This window comes from Paracoccus sp. pheM1 (genome assembly GCF_018499825.1).
Classification (GTDB): domain Bacteria; phylum Pseudomonadota; class Alphaproteobacteria; order Rhodobacterales; family Rhodobacteraceae; genus Paracoccus; species Paracoccus versutus.
On record NZ_JAGXCX010000001.1, the window covers coordinates 124,333 to 139,307 of the forward strand.

Annotated in this window: 13 protein-coding genes, 1 tRNA gene, 1 pseudogene and 1 riboswitch; of the genes and pseudogenes, 13 read left to right on the forward strand and 2 right to left on the reverse strand. The window is 67.4% G+C overall.

The genetic code is table 11. From position 1 onward, the window contains the following. Positions 1–2: 2 nt before the first annotated feature. The 9 genes from KF941_RS00630 (at position 3) to KF941_RS00670 (ending at position 9,809) form a co-directional block, all read left to right on the forward strand. On the forward strand, positions 3–1,328 hold the full coding sequence (locus KF941_RS00630; RefSeq protein WP_214272303.1) for a hybrid sensor histidine kinase/response regulator: 1,326 nt from the start codon (positions 3–5) through the stop codon (positions 1,326–1,328). An 84-nt stretch (positions 1,329–1,412) separates the two neighbouring features. Next, the gene (locus KF941_RS00635) at positions 1,413–2,030 is read left to right on the forward strand and encodes a hypothetical protein (RefSeq protein WP_214272304.1); all 618 of its coding nucleotides are present in this window, start codon (positions 1,413–1,415) and stop codon (positions 2,028–2,030) included. Next, positions 2,027–2,365, forward strand: a complete 339-nt coding sequence (locus KF941_RS00640; protein ID WP_036757127.1) for a hypothetical protein — start codon at positions 2,027–2,029, stop codon at positions 2,363–2,365. The genes KF941_RS00635 and KF941_RS00640 overlap by 4 nt, the downstream gene beginning before the upstream one ends. 58 nt (positions 2,366–2,423) lie before the next feature. Beyond that, on the forward strand, positions 2,424–3,206 hold the full coding sequence (locus KF941_RS00645; RefSeq protein ID WP_036757128.1) for an SDR family oxidoreductase: 783 nt from the start codon (positions 2,424–2,426) through the stop codon (positions 3,204–3,206). A 54-nt stretch (positions 3,207–3,260) separates the two neighbouring features. After that, positions 3,261–3,350, forward strand: a riboswitch (glycine riboswitch). Between the two features lie 133 nt (positions 3,351–3,483). Further along, entirely contained in the window at positions 3,484–4,596 is a 1,113-nt protein-coding gene (gcvT, locus tag KF941_RS00650; RefSeq protein WP_036757130.1) for a glycine cleavage system aminomethyltransferase GcvT, read from the forward strand. Positions 4,597–4,606: 10 nt separating this feature from the next. Continuing rightward, on the forward strand, positions 4,607–4,963 hold the full coding sequence (gene gcvH, locus KF941_RS00655) for a glycine cleavage system protein GcvH (protein WP_081750479.1): 357 nt from the start codon (positions 4,607–4,609) through the stop codon (positions 4,961–4,963). A 150-nt stretch (positions 4,964–5,113) separates the two neighbouring features. After that, positions 5,114–7,942 (forward strand): aminomethyl-transferring glycine dehydrogenase, encoded by a 2,829-nt coding sequence (gcvP, locus tag KF941_RS00660; protein WP_214272305.1) that lies wholly within the window; start codon positions 5,114–5,116, stop codon positions 7,940–7,942. A gap of 124 nt (positions 7,943–8,066) precedes the next feature. Further along, a tRNA-Ala gene (locus KF941_RS00665) sits at positions 8,067–8,142 on the forward strand. Between the two features lie 1,442 nt (positions 8,143–9,584). Continuing rightward, positions 9,585–9,809, forward strand: coding sequence for a hypothetical protein (locus KF941_RS00670; RefSeq protein WP_214272306.1), 225 nt, complete (start codon positions 9,585–9,587; stop codon positions 9,807–9,809). A gap of 259 nt (positions 9,810–10,068) precedes the next feature. On the opposite strand, the gene KF941_RS00675 is transcribed toward KF941_RS00670, so the two are convergent. Next, complete coding sequence (locus KF941_RS00675) at positions 10,069–10,461, reverse strand: hypothetical protein (protein WP_214272307.1); 393 nt, start codon at positions 10,459–10,461, stop codon at positions 10,069–10,071. Between the two features lie 376 nt (positions 10,462–10,837). Further along, entirely contained in the window at positions 10,838–13,054 is a 2,217-nt protein-coding gene (locus KF941_RS00680; RefSeq protein ID WP_214272308.1) for a heavy metal translocating P-type ATPase, read from the reverse strand. Between the two features lie 92 nt (positions 13,055–13,146). Here KF941_RS00680 and KF941_RS00685 point away from each other — a divergent pair. The 4 genes and pseudogenes from KF941_RS00685 to KF941_RS00700 all read left to right on the forward strand — a co-directional run bounded on the left by KF941_RS00685 (position 13,147) and on the right by KF941_RS00700 (position 14,966). Next, positions 13,147–13,586: pseudogene (locus KF941_RS00685) on the forward strand (helix-turn-helix domain-containing protein). 67 nt (positions 13,587–13,653) lie between these two features. Then, complete coding sequence (gene pgsA, locus KF941_RS00690; RefSeq protein WP_036758991.1) at positions 13,654–14,283, forward strand: CDP-diacylglycerol--glycerol-3-phosphate 3-phosphatidyltransferase; 630 nt, start codon at positions 13,654–13,656, stop codon at positions 14,281–14,283. After that, positions 14,273–14,524, forward strand: coding sequence for a molybdopterin converting factor subunit 1 (gene moaD / locus KF941_RS00695; RefSeq protein WP_036759065.1), 252 nt, complete (start codon positions 14,273–14,275; stop codon positions 14,522–14,524). The genes pgsA and moaD overlap by 11 nt, the downstream gene beginning before the upstream one ends. Position 14,525: 1 nt before the next feature. Next, the gene (locus KF941_RS00700) at positions 14,526–14,966 is read left to right on the forward strand and encodes a molybdenum cofactor biosynthesis protein MoaE (protein ID WP_072461677.1); all 441 of its coding nucleotides are present in this window, start codon (positions 14,526–14,528) and stop codon (positions 14,964–14,966) included. The last annotated feature ends 9 nt before the right edge of the window (positions 14,967–14,975 follow it).

Genomic DNA, 14,975 nt, shown 5'->3' on the forward strand with positions numbered 1-14,975 from the left:
CCATGTTCCTGCGCGACGACGATCCCCCCGCCCGGCGGGTCGAGAAGCTGACGCGTATCGCCGATGTGCTGGTCGAGCGTATCGACCGGCTGGAGGAAAGCCGCGGCTCGGCATGGTCCATGTTCCAGGCCGCCGTGGCGCTGGAGCAGGAGGTGCAGGCCCGCACGCGCGAGCTGGAACAGGCGCTGGCCGACCTGTCCGAACGCAACCGCGAACTGGCCGTCGCCCGCGCCTCGGCCGAAGAGGCGAACCGCTCGAAGACCCGGTTCCTGCGCGCGGCGAGCCACGACTTGTTGCAGCCGCTGTCCGCCGCCAAGCTGTTCCTGTCGGCGCTGAAGGACACGCCGCTGGACGAGTTCCAGCGCGAGCTGACCGGCCGGCTTTCCGGCGCCTTCGAATCGGTCGAGGAGCTGATGCACGCGGTGCTGGACATCTCCCGCCTGGACAGCCAGCGCATCGAGTTCCAGCGCAAGCCCGTCGACCTGGGCGAGCTGTTCCGCCGCCTGGCCGTCGAATATGCGCCCATGGCCGAGGCCAAGGAACTGCGGCTCAGCTTTGCGCCGACCTCGGCGGTGGTGGAAAGCGATCCGACCTTTCTGCGGCGGATCGCGCAGAACCTCGTCTCCAACGCGATCAAGTATACCGACCGCGGCGGCGTGCTGGTCGGCGCGCGCAAGCGCGGCGAGCGGGCGTGGCTCGAGATCTACGACACCGGCATCGGCATCGCCGCCACCGACCGCGCCCGCGTCTTCGACGAGTTCCAGCGCATCGGCCGCGAGGGCGGCGCGCCCGGCATGGGGCTGGGCCTGTCCATCGTGCGCCGCGCCTGCGCCAAGCTGGGCCATCCCATCGCCATGGACAGCGAGCCGGGGCGCGGCACCGTCTTTCGCGTCAGCCTGCCGCTGGTCGCGCCGGGGGGCGAGGCCGCGCGGCCCGAGGGCGCCGGCCAGGGTCCGCATCTGCGCGGCCGGGTGGCGCTGGTGGTCGAGAACGACGACGCCATGCGCCGCGCCCTGCAACTGGTGCTGCAGGACCGGCTGGGCATGGTCGCCCGCGTCTCGGGCGGCATCGCCGAGGCCCTGGCGCAGATGGGCGACGAGCCGCCGGACGTGGTGATCGCCGACTACAACCTCGACAATGGCGACACCGGCCTGCAGGCCATCGCGGCCTTGCGCAGGGCGGCCGGGCAGGCGGTGCCGGCCATCGTCGTCTCGGCCCGGCGGGGGCCGGAGCTGGGCGGCGCGTGCCAGAAGATGGGCGTGCCCCTGCTGGAAAAGCCGGTGCGCCCCGAGGACCTGCAGGCCATGCTGCAGCGGATGCTGGCCTAAGACCAAAGCAGCAGGCGGCCGGCGGCGGGCTTTCGCCGCGGCCCGGACGGGGGCAGGGTCGCTGACAGGGAAGGAAGGACCGGGATGAACGTCTTGCGAGGACTGGCGCTGATCGCGCTGCTGGCCACGCCGCTTCGGGCGGGCGAGGCGGGCGACCTGGTCTTTGCCGAGCGTGGGCCCTGGGATCTGTCGCAGGGACCGCTGGTCTGGACGCTGCGCCAGACCGGCCCCGAGGCCGGGGGCTTTGCCCCGCTGGGCGAGGGCACCGTCACGCTGGCAGCCGTCGCCCCGGACGCCGCGGACGGCCCGCCGGCGCTGGAGCTGACCGAGCAGACGCCGCGCATCACGCGCAGGATCGGCCCCTTCCCGGCCTCGGGCGGCGATCCGGCGCTGACCTTCTTTCTGGAAACCATCGCGCGGGACATGGCGGCGCTGACCGGGGGCAGCCCGTTCTATATCCGCAACCGGCTGAAGGATGCGCTGTTTCGCGACGGCGCGGTCCGGCGCGAGGGCGAGGCGACCGTCGCCGTCTTCACGCCCTTCGCGCAGGACGAGAATCGCGGGCGCATGGCCGGCTTCGACACGCTGGAGCTGCGCTTCACCCTGGACGATCCGAAACGGCCGATCCGGCGCATGCTGGCCGAGACCGGCCCGCTGGCCGGCGGGCGGCCGGCCTATCACAGCGAAATGGTGTTGAAATGATCCGGGCAACCCTGACGGCAGCCCTGACGCTTTCGGCCGGCATGGCCTGGGCGCAGGCGATCAACGACTATCCGACCAATGCGCGGGCCGATTACGTCTTTGTCTGCATGGCGGCGAACGGCCAGACCCGCGAGATGCTGGAGCGGTGCAGCTGCGCCATCGACCAGATCGCCGAGATCCTGCCCTATGACGACTACGTCAAGGCCGAGACGGTGCTGGCCATGCGCCAGACGCCGGGCGAGCGCGCCGGCATCTTTCGCCAGGGCATCGCCGTCAACGACATCGTCGCCAATTTCCGCCGCGCCGAGGCCGAGGCCGAGATCCTCTGCTTCTGAACTGGACAATCCGCGCGCCCCGCGCTTCCTTGGCGGCGAACTGAACAGGAGGGAAGCCATGGATCTGGGGATCAGGGGCAAGAAGGGGCTTGTCTGCGCCGCGTCGAAGGGGCTGGGCCGGGCCTGCGCCGAAGCCCTGGCCGAGGCCGGGGTCGATCTGGTCGTCAACGCCCGCGGCGCCGAGGCGCTGGAGGCGGCCGCGCGCGACATCGCGTCGCGGCATGGCGTTTCGGTCACGCCGGTCGCCGCCGACATCACCACCGAAGAGGGCCGCGCCGCCGTGCTGGAGGCCCTGGGCGGCCAGGCCGACATCCTGGTCAACAATGCCGGCGGCCCGCCGCCCGGCACCTGGACCGACTGGTCGCGCGAGGATTTCATCAAGGCCATCGACGCCAACATGCTGACCGCCATCGCGCTGATGCAGGCGCTGGTGCCGGGCATGATGGAGCGCGGCTGGGGCCGGGTGGTCAACATCACCTCGCAATCCGTGCGCTCGCCCATCGCGGTGCTGGGGCTGTCGAACACCGCCCGCGCCGGGCTGACCGGCTTTGTCGCCGGCATGTCGCGGCAGGTGGCGCCGCATGGCGTGGTGGTGAACAACCTGCTGCCCGGCATCCATGCCACCGACCGCGCCGTCAGCCTCGATTCGGGCGTGGCCAGGGCCGAGGGCATCGACCTCGACGAGGCCCGCCGCCGGCGCGAGGCGACGATCCCGACCCGCAGCTATGGCCGCCCCGAGGATTTCGGCGCCGCCTGCGCCTTCCTGTGCAGCCAGCAGGCGCGGTTCATGGTCGGTCAGAACATCCTGCTGGACGGGGGCGCGCTGAACGTCACGGTCTGAAAAACCGGGCGGCAGAAGGCTCTTGCCAGAATCCTGCCGCCCGGCTACGACGAAAGTCGGAAATCGGGAGACATTGGCGAAAAGCCAGGGCCGAAGGAGCAACCGCCCCAGGAATCTCTCAGGCAAAGGGACCGTTTTCCGCCGAACGCTCTGGAGAGAGGCGGCATCAGCCGCCCGCCGAAGGGATAACGATATCAGGCGCCCCCGCTTCGGGGTAGGGACAGAGGGGGCATCGCAGCGGCCGGGACAGGTCCGTCCGCAGAAAAGGGGGATGCCCATGGCCGAGTTTCGGCGCACGACGCTATACGACCTGCACCTTTCGCGCGGCGCGAAGATGGTGCCCTTTGCCGGCTGGGAGATGCCGGTGCAATATCCGATGGGCGTGCTGAACGAGCATCTGCATACCCGCGCCCATGCCGGGCTGTTCGACGTCAGCCACATGGGCCAGGTGATCCTGCGCGGGCCGGGGGCGGCCGAGGCGCTGGAGGCGCTGGTGCCCGCCGACATCCTGGGCCTGGCCCAGGGGCGGCAGCGCTACGGGCTGTTCACCAATGAGGCGGGCGGCATCCTCGACGACCTGATGATCGCCAACAAGGGCGACCACCTGCTGCTGGTGGTGAACGCCGCCTGCGCCGAGCAGGACATCGCCCATCTGCGCCAGCTGGAGGCGCGGGGGATTTCGGTCGAGCCGGTGACGGATCGCGGGCTGCTGGCGCTGCAGGGGCCGGAGGCCGAGGCGGTGCTGGCGCGGCTGGTTCCCGGCGTGGCGGCGATGCGCTTCATGGACGTGGCCGAGTTCGACTGGCAGGGCGCGACGCTCTGGGTCAGCCGCTCGGGCTATACCGGCGAGGACGGGTTCGAGATTTCCGTGCCCGAGGACCGGGTGGTCGCCCTGGCCGAGGCGCTGCTGGCCGAGCCCGAGGTCGCGCCCATCGGGCTGGGCGCCCGCGACAGCCTGCGGCTGGAGGCGGGGATGCCGCTTTACGGCCATGACATGGACGGCTCGACCCTGCCCGGCGAGGCGGGGCTCGGCTGGTCGATCCCCAAGGCGCGGCGCGCCGGCGGCGCCCGCGCGGGCGGCTTTCCCGGCGCGGATGCCGTGCTGGAGGAACTGGCCCGAGGCCCCGCCCAGAGCCGCACGGGCCTGCGCCCCGAGGGCCGCGCGCCGATCCGCGAGGGGGTCGGGATCTTCGACGCGGCCGAGGGCGGCGCCCTGCTGGGCAAGGTCTGCTCGGGCGGCTTCGGCCCCTCGGTCGGCGGGCCGATCGCCATGGCGATCCTGCCCGCGCGGCTTGCCCCCGGCGCCACCGTCTGGGCCGAATTGCGCGGCCGGCGGCTGCCGGCGACGATCACCCCGCTTCCCTTCCATCAACCAAGCTACAGGCGCTGAGAGGCCAGGCATGTTGAAATACACCGAAGACCACGAATGGTTGAAACAGGACGGCGACGAGATCGTCGTCGGCATCACGGCGCATGCCAGCGAGCAGCTGGGCGACGTCGTCTTCGTCGAGCTGCCCGAGGTCGGCCGCGAGGTCGAGGCGGGCGAGGAGATCGTGGTGATCGAATCGGTCAAGGCGGCCTCGGACATCGTGGCGCCGGTCGCGGGCGTCATCACCGCCGTCAACGAGGCGCTGCCCGACGCGCCCGGCGCGGTGAACGAGGATCCGATGGCGGCCTGGTTCTTTCGCATCAAGCCGGCTTCGGTCGACCTGTCCGGTTTCCTGGACGAGGCGGGCTACCAGGCGCTGATCGGCTGAGATTGCCGGGCCTGGCGGCCCGGCGGAAGCCGGGGGCTGTCTGCCCCCGGACCCCCGAGAGTATTTGGAGAACGGAGAAAGGCGGGCGTTTCGGGCCCGCGCGATCTCCGGGACCGTCCCCGTGGATATACTGATGCATCGAGGCCAGTGATGGGTAAATGGACCCCGACCGACTATGATCCCGACGATTTCGCCAATCGCCGCCACATCGGGCCGTCCCCGGCCGAGATGGCGGCGATGCTGAAGGTCGTGGGCGCCGAGACGCTGGATGAGCTGATCGGCCAGACCGTGCCGGCCAGCATCCGGCAGGCCGAGGCCCTGGACTGGCCGGCGCTGTCCGAGGCGGCGCTTTTGCAGCGCATGCGCGAGGTGGCGGCCAGGAACCGGGTCATGACCAGCCTGATCGGGCAGGGCTATTACGGCACGGTGACGCCGCCGGCGATCCAGCGCAATATCCTGGAGAACCCGGCCTGGTATACCGCCTACACCCCCTATCAGCCCGAGATCGCCCAGGGCCGGCTGGAGGCGCTGCTGAACTTCCAGACCATGGTCGCCGACCTGACCGGGCTGCCGGTGGCCAATGCCAGCCTGCTGGACGAGGCCACTGCCGCCGCCGAGGCCATGGCCATGGCGCAGCGCGTGGCCAAGTCCAAGGCGCCTGCGTTCTTCGTCAGCGAGAGCCTGCATCCCCAGACCATCGCCGTGATCGAGACCCGCGCCGCGCCGCTGGGGATTGAGATCGTCCGCGGCACGGAATGCGATCCGTCGGCCGTGTTCGGGGCGATCTTCCAGTATCCCGGCACTTTCGGCGAGGTCCGGGACTATACCGCCGAGATCGCGGCGCTGCATGCCGCGGGCGCGGTGGCGATCATGGCGACCGACCTGCTGGCGCTTTGCGTGCTGAAGGAGCCGGGCGCGATGGGTGCCGACATCGCCATCGGCTCGGCGCAGCGCTTCGGCGTGCCCATGGGCTATGGCGGGCCGCATGCCGGCTTCATGGCCTGCCGCGACGAGATGAAGCGCGCCATGCCGGGGCGGATCGTCGGCGTGTCGATCGACGCCAAGGGCAACCGCGCCTATCGCCTGTCGCTGCAGACGCGCGAACAGCATATCCGGCGCGAGAAGGCGACCTCGAACGTCTGCACCGCGCAGGCGCTGCTGGCGGTGATGGCGAGCTTCTATGCCGTGTTTCACGGGCCGGTCGGCCTGCGCGCCATCGCCCAGCGGGTGCATCTGAACGCGGCGACGCTGGCCGAGGCGCTGCGCGCCGCCGGGGCCGAGGTCCAGCCCGAGGCGTTCTTCGACACCATCACCGTGCGGGTGGGCGTGGGGCAGGCGGGGATCCTGGCCGCCGCCCGGCATCGCGGCATCAACCTGCGCCAGGTCGGGCGCGACCGGGTCGGGATCTCGGTCGACGAGACCACGGATGCGGGGGTGATCGCGCGGGTGCTGGACGCTTTCGGCATCACCGACCCGGCCCGGCCGGCCGCGACGCCCGCGATCCCCGAGGCGCTGATCCGCGAAAGCGACTACCTGACCCATCCGGTCTTCCACATGAACCGGGCGGAATCCGAGATGATGCGCTATATGCGCAGGCTCAGCGACCGCGACCTGGCGCTGGATCGGGCGATGATCCCGCTGGGTTCCTGCACCATGAAGCTGAACGCCGCTGCCGAGATGATGCCGATCACATGGCCCGAGTTCGGTGCGCTGCATCCCTTTGCCCCCGAGGACCAGGCGGCCGGCTATCACGAGGTCTTTGCCGACCTGACCGAGAAGCTGTGCGCGATCACCGGCTATGACGCGTTTTCCCTGCAGCCGAACAGCGGCGCGCAGGGCGAATATGCCGGGCTGCTGACCATCGCCGCCTATCACAAGTCGCGGGGCGAGGATCGCGATATCTGCCTGATCCCGGTCAGCGCCCATGGCACCAACCCGGCCAGCGCGCAGATGGCGGGGATGAAGGTCGTGGTGGTGAAATCGGCGCCGAACGGCGACATCGACCTGGAGGATTTCGCCGCACATGCGGCGAAGGCCGGCGACCGGCTGTCGGCGGTGATGATCACCTATCCCTCGACGCATGGCGTCTTCGAGGACACGCTGCGCGAGGTCTGCCGCATCACCCATGACCATGGCGGCCAGGTCTATATCGACGGCGCCAACATGAACGCGCTGGTGGGGCTGGTGCGGCCGGGCGAGATCGGCGGCGATGTCAGCCACCTGAACCTGCACAAGACCTTTGCCATCCCGCATGGCGGCGGCGGTCCCGGCATGGGGCCCATCGGGGTCAAGGCGCATCTGGCGCCCTTCCTGCCCGCCGATCCGCGGACGGGTTCGGGCGCGGTCTCGGCGGCGCCCTGGGGCTCTGCCTCGATCCTGCTGATCTCCTGGGCCTATATCCTGATGATGGGCGGCGCCGGGCTGACGCAGGCGACGCGGGTCGCGATCCTGAACGCGAATTATGTCGCAAGCCGCCTGGCCGGCGCCTATCCGGTGCTGTTCATGGGCAATCGCGGCCGGGTGGCGCATGAATGCATCCTGGACACCCGGCCCTTCCAGGAGCATGGCGTGACCGTGGACGACATCGCCAAGCGGCTGATCGACAACGGTTTCCACGCGCCGACGATGAGCTGGCCGGTCGCCGGCACGCTGATGGTCGAGCCGACCGAATCGGAAACCAAGGCCGAGATCGACCGGCTGGTCACCGCCTTCCTGGCGATCCGCGACGAGATCACCGAGATCGCCGAGGGCCGGATCGGTGCCGAGGCGTCGCCCCTGCGTCATGCGCCGCATACGGTCGAGGATCTGGTCGCCGACTGGGACCGCGCCTATTCGCGCGAGCAGGGCTGTTTCCCGCCGGGCGCCTTCCGGGTGGACAAGTACTGGCCTCCGGTCGGGCGGGTGGACAATGCCTATGGCGACCGCAACCTGGTCTGCACCTGCCCCCCGGTCGAGGATTATGCCGAGGCGGCCGAATGATGCGTCCTGCCCCGCCGATGTTTCGGCGGGGTTTTCCCGCGGCAGGGGGCGGAGCAGAAAGCTTCGAAACAGGTCTTGCGGCCCCTTGACAAGCCCCGGCGCTTGCGCGAGATAGCACGCCGATGGGGCCGTAGCTCAGTTGGTAGAGCGCATCGTTCGCAATGATGAGGTCAGGGGTTCGATTCCCCTCGGCTCCACCAGAAAATCCGCATAGAATTATGTTTTTATAGGGTTTTCTGTGGGGTTTCCCGCATTCATCCCATCATCAAGGCCGGTCACGTTTCTGGTCTTGGCGAGGCCGAGAAGATTTCCTCGCCAGACTATGCGATGCCTCATGGAATTGGGCGAAAGTCGGGGCTTTCGATTCGGTGCAACGGGTGCAAATATTCCCCTGCACATCGCCTGATTCTGAAATCGGCCCCTCGATAACCCGAAATCATTCAGCCAAGTAACGCCACAGACATTGCCCACATCGGGCACTTTCCGATTGGTGCGCTGCTTCGACGGCTTGGGTGGCTCTCTCTTGACCACAGTGCGATCTGACTTGCCAATGGCTTAGGCGACGAGGAACGGGTCTTTTCCAATCTTCTGCATTTCGGTGGAATCCAGGTAGGAAGCATAGCCGTGAGCAACAACATGACGGAGGAACGTCACGTCGATCTTCTCTCCTATCCCCCATGCCAGCGCGCCAGTCCCCGCCCGCCGCGTAGCGATCAGCCAACCATGGGATGACGATGCAGACTGTGGCTCCGAATGCACTGTTTCATCCCGGAAGCTCCCCTTTCAACGCGTCCACCTCGGAGTATGTTTTTGCCATAAAGGAGGGGTGCAACGGCACAGAAGCGGCACAAGCCAGATGAGATCGTGGCAAAGCCGCAGCGGTTGAAGTGCTGCGCAGCCAGGCGGGCTGGGTAGTCAACGACAAGCGGATCGGCTGATGGAGCTTTTAACTCAGCTGGATCAGGACGTTGATATAATGATCTAACCGCGCGTCTCACGCGGCACCGGAGCCATATACATTCTTGCAGTTGGATAACGAAAAAGGTGGGTGTGGGTTTATTCCACGGCCGCCTTTCATTGAAGTGTCAGGTTCTAAGTGCAGAGATTGCGGAATTTTCCCATCGCAGCTGACGAGCCTTTCAGGCTATACGATCGCGAAGCTGCTTTCATCCTTACCGTTGCGGCGCCTTTTCCAATCAAGGTTTTCTCCTGCTTTTAGCTTAGCGGTTCATTTTTTGCCCTCTTGGGTGCAGTTTTTGATTTTATCCTTTTGAACGATTTTTTGCCGCGCCACGAACATATGCGACATGAACAAAGTGAATGGGATAACGGTAGAAAGATGCGCTAGCATCATTCCCCAGTGTGGATAGATCGGCTTTGGCAGCCTTCCAAGATTATCTGACATCCGGCAGCTATACCAGTATCGTATATTCTGGCCGCCCACTCGGAATAGCTCGCCCCGCCAGAAGTGATTATATAATTCCTGGCATAGCCGTTAAGATCGGACATGCCGGTAGTCAGCCCGATCGATAGGGCTATCGCTGCGGGAGCGGAAACCACGTCAAACATCGCAACGTAGTGATTTGCGTTGCTTATGGCAGAAATAGCGGCGCCGCCAAAAACAGCTACAGGCAAGATCTAGATGGAAAGGCTTGTCAGCCCCATGATCGGCTTGGATGTTTCAGGGGCGCGGAGCGTGGGCGCGCGCATGGCGGAAATGAACTCGATCACATTCATTTCCTTGAAGATGCCGATTATCATGTCCCTCGAGGCTTCATTTACGAAGTGGTCACCAAGGGCGATGCGGGGGGAGCAGCGCGAGCAGGACAATAAGACCGACAATCATCCTTATCAGGACTGCGGTTGAGAGAACTATATCGATTTACCAATCCCATTCATGGGCCTTCTCCTGATTGTGTCGCAGCGATATTCAGCATGCCGGCTTAGGGTATTGTGGGGAGTCAATAATTACATGGGCCGCACCGAAACATCGGTGCGGCTCACGGATGGATTGAGGGCAGATGACAGGTTCACCTCCAGGATGAGGGTAATCACAGATCGAGGATGTGTCGCCGATTTCCTCCTGATAGCGTCGTGCATAATCGACAAAGAGCTGAAAATAAGCATCAAGATTGGCCTTTGCCGTGCTCATTATCCCAGAGGGCGAACTGAATGCGTTTAGCGCGGTCGCCCGAAATCCCCGTGCCAAATTCAATGATCGGGACGACATCGCGCCGGCCGTTCTCATTAATGTTTTTAATCCCGGTCTCATCGCGTCCTTTGCCGATATACTCATAGCACTCATGCTCTTGATCAGCGCTATCGAGAACTTGGACGCCGTTCGCAAACTGCCGCCGATACTTGTGCCTAACCGTGGTGATCTGAAGCGGAGGGACACCAATCTTCGCCGTCAGATCAGCAACAATCTCGCTGATGCGCGGCTGATCAAATTGGCCGTAGTATTGGATCGTACGCGATGCCCTCAAACTGATGCCTGGAGGAAGGAGTGGATAATTCATCCGGATCCGTTCACTGGTGCGATTGTTCCGCCCAAAGCTACGTTTTAGCTAACACCGTCCCGGATATTCGATCTTGATAGGTGTCGATGTCGGCATATGGAATATCATCTTATATTCTTTAAAGGGTGCGCTTGTGTCACTATTGCTCAAGCTCTCAAGAACGGACGGTTCTCTGCCTTTGTCGGCCATATCTTGCGGCGCATATGCTGCAAGGGCAACTTTGACCTGATCAGGCTTGTGGCCGGGCGCTATTCCCAGAATGTCCAGAGGTTCGCGCGGCCTAAGCGGCAGATCCTTCCCGCCGGACCGGCCCTTCGACCCTGGAGGGATCGCCAGGCGGCCGACCCCGACAAGCAGCGCGCCTGGCGGATCGACCCTAGCCCGCCTTGCCGGGGTCGTGGCCCAGCAGGCGCAGGGCGTTGAGCGTGACCAGCACGGTCGCGCCGGTATCGGCCAGGATGGCGATCCACAGCCCGGTGATGCCGAGGACCGAGGTCACCAGGAACACCGCCTTCAGCCCCAGCGCGATGGCGACGTTCTGGCGGATGTTGCCCATCGTCGCCCGCGCCAGCCGGATCAGCGCCGGAACGTCCGCCACCCGGTCGCGCAGGATCGCCGCATCCGCCGTCTCCAGCGCCACGTCGGTGCCCGAGCCCATCGCCACCCCCACGCTCGCCTGCTTCAGCGCCGGGGCGTCGTTGATGCCGTCGCCGATCATCATCACGCCCCCCTGCGCGGCCATGTCGCGGATCGCGGCCAGCTTGCCTTCGGGCAGCATCCCGGCGCGATGGTCCATGCCAAGGGCGCCCGCGATGGCCTCGGCGGTGCGCGGGTTGTCGCCGGTCAGCATGACCGCGCCGACATCCAGCGCGCGAAGCTGGGCCATCGCCTCGGCGGCATCGGCGCGCGGCTCGTCGCGCATGGCGATCAACCCCAGGGGGCGGCGCGCGCGAAAGACCGCGACCACGGTCTTGCCCTCGCTTTCCAGCGCGATGGCGCGGCGGATCGCATCGGTTTCGATTCCGCCCTGCTCGGCGGCATGGCGGGGCGAGGAGACCCATGCGGGCTCGTCCGCGACGACCGCCTCGACCCCCCGGCCCACCAGCGCCCGCGCCTCGCGCGCGGGCAGCGGGGCCACGCCCGCCTCGGCGGCACGCGCCAGGATGGCCCGCGCCAGCGGATGGCTGGAGCCGGCCTCGACCCCGCCCGCCACCGCCAGCAGCCCGGCCTCGTCCACGCCGGCGGCCGGCACCAGGTCGGTGACCACCGGCCGGCCATGCGTCAGCGTGCCGGTCTTGTCGAAGGCGACTTGGTTGACCTTGGCCGCGGCCTCGATCACCGCGCCGCCCTTCATCAACAGCCCGCGCTTCGCCCCGGCCGAGAGCGAGGAGGCGATCGAGGCCGGGACCGAGATCACCAGCGCGCAAGGGCAGCCGATCAGCAGCAGCGCCAGGCCGCGATAGATCCAGCTCCCCCAGTCCGCGCCGAATGCCAGCGGCGGCACCAGCACCACCAGCGCCGAGACCGCCACCACGGCGGGCATGTACCAGCGACTGAAGCGGTCGATGAAGCGCTCGGTGGGCGCGCGGGCTTCCTCGGCCTCCTCGACCAGCCGGATGATGCGGGCGATGGTGTTGTCCGCAGGCTCGCGCATGACGCGCACGCGCAGCGCCGCCTCGGTATTGATCGAGCCGGCGAAAACCCCGTCCCCCGGTCCCTTGGTCACCGGCACGCTCTCGCCGGTCACCGGGCTGTCGTCGATGCCGCTCGTGCCCTCGGCGATCGCGCCATCGGCGGGGATGCGGTCGCCGGGACGGACCAGCACGACCTGGCCGATCCCCAGGCTGTCGGCGGGAACCTCCCGCGTCTTGCCGTTCACCTCCAGCAGCGCGGTCTTGGGCACCAGATCGGCCAGCGCCCGGATGCCGTCGCGCGCCCGGCCGGCGGCGACGCCCTCCAGCACCTCGCCCAGGGCGAACAGGAACACGACCAGCGCCGCCTCCTCGGCCGCACCGATGAAGAGGGCGCCGACGGCGGCGATGGTCATCAGGCTTTCGATGGTGAAGGGCTGGCCCATGCGCAGCGCCGCGAAGGCGCGCTTCGCCACCGGGGCGACGCCGATCACGCAGGCCAGCAGGAAGGCCCAATAGCCCCATTCGGCCGTGGTCAACAGCTCGAAGGCCCAGGCCGCGGCCAGCAGCACGCCGGTCGTGACGACCAGCCGGCCCTTGGCGGTGCGATGCCATCTCTGGCCGCGGGCAGCGCCATGGTCGTGGCCATGCGTGGCCGGGGCGGCTGCCGGTGCCACGGCCGCCGCAGGCGCGGCATCGGGCAGCACGAAGGCCTTCTTGCGCGGTGCCTCCTGCCCGCGCGGCGCGATGCCAAAGCCCAGGCGCCGAACCGTGTCCTCGATCTGGTCGCGGCTCGCCCCCTCCGGGTGCAGCGTCAGCGACAGCTTCTCGGCCATCAGCCCGACCGAGACCTCGCCCACCCCCGGCATCCGCTCGACCGCCGCGGTGATCTTGCGGGTGCAGGCGGCGCAGTCCATGCCCGTCACCGTCCATTCGACCCGTTCGGCATTTTCGTCACGCATCGTTCATCTCCTGCCCGCGCAGACCGCGGGCCTTGTCCTCGATGATTCGGGAACCTAGGTGCTCCAGCAACTAGAGCTTCAAGGGGTTTCTCATGCTCTCCATCGGAAAACTCAGCCGGGCGACCGGGGTGAAGGTGCCGACGATCCGCTATTACGAACAGATCGGCCTTTTGCCCCAGCCCGAGCGGACGGCGGGCAACCAGCGGCTTTACACGCCGAAGGTGCAAGAGCGGCTGGCCTTCATCCGCCATGCCCGCGACCTGGGCTTCCCGCTCGAGGCGATCCGCGAGTTGCTGAGCCTGTCGGACCGGCCGGACATCCCCTGCGCCGCCGCCGACGAGATCGCCGGCCGCCAGCTTGCGGCGGTCAATGCCGCATCGCCCGGCTGACGGTGTTGCGCGACGAATTGCAGCGCATGCTGGCGCAATGCGCCTGCGGCACCATCGCCGACTGCCGGGTGATCGAGGTGCTGGGCAACCATGATCTTTGCACCCATGACCACGGCGCGGCGGGGCAGGGCGATCCGGCCTGACAGCGGGATGCGACTGATGGCCTCGGGCCCCCTTCCCCCCGCCGCGCCGAAAGCCTAGATTGCCCCCATGCGCTGGACATTGCCCAATATCCTGACCGTTTTGCGACTTGCGGCCGCGCCGCTGGTGCCGCTGATGTTCTTTTTCCTCAGCCGGCCGTTCGCCGATTTCGCGGCGCTGGCGCTGTTCCTGGTCGCGGCCGTGACCGACTGGTTCGACGGCTACCTGGCCCGCGCCTGGGGCCAGGAAAGCCGCTTCGGTGCCGCCATGGACCCCATCGCCGACAAGGCCATGGTCATCATCGCCGTGGTGGTCATCACCGGCTATTCCGGCATGAATCCCTGGCTGATCCTGCCCGCGACGGTGATCCTGTTCCGCGAGGTCTTCGTCTCGGGCCTGCGCGAATTCCTGGGCGACAAGGCCCGGCTGCTCAAGGTCACCAAGCTTGCCAAGTGGAAGACCACGGCGCAGATGGTGGCGATCGCCGTGCTTTTCCTGGGGACCGGGCTGAACTATTATGAAACCGGCCACCCGCCCCTGGTGGGCGAGACCAGCCTGCCCTGGTCCGACAACTGGTCGGACCTGGCGACCCAGGCCGGGCTGGCGCTGATCTGGATCGCCGCGGTGCTGACCGCGATCACCGGCTGGGACTATTTCGCCAAGGCCCGGCCCTTCCTGAGGGATGACCATGGCGCTTGACGTGCTGTATTTCGCCTGGCTGCGCGAACGCATCGGCCAGCCGCGCGAGCGGATCGAGACCGAGGCCGCGACCGTGCGCGATCTGGTCGCGCAGCTTGCCGCCATGGACGAATGGCATGCCACGGCGCTGGCCGACCTGTCGGCGGTGCGCGTGGCCGTCGACCAGGAACTGGCCGACCTGGACGCGCCCCTGGCGGGGGTGCGCGAGGTCGCCTTCTTCCCGCCGATGACCGGGGGCTGAGATGTCGGCCAGGGTCCAGGCTGCGCCTTTCGAGCTTGCCGCCGAACTGGCGGGCTTCGGCGCGGGCTCGGGCGCGGTCGTCACCTTCACCGGGCTTGTGCGCGACGAAGGCGGCCGGCTGGTCGCGCTGGAGATCGAGCATTACCCCGGCATGACCGAAAAGGCGCTGGCCGCCTATGGCCAAGAGGCGGCGCGGCGCTTTGCGCTGGACGACTGGCGCATCCTGCACCGCCATGGCCGGCTGGCGGTGGGCGAGCCGATCATGATGGTCGCCACCGCCGCCCGCCACCGCGCGGCGGCCTTCGAGGCGGCGGAATACCTGATGGACTGGCTGAAATCCCGCGCCCCCTTCTGGAAGCGCGAGATCGGCCCGGACGGCCCCGGCGCCTGGGTCGATGCCCGAGCCGAGGACGAGGACGCGCTGTCGCGGTGGCAAGGCTGACGTTGCAAT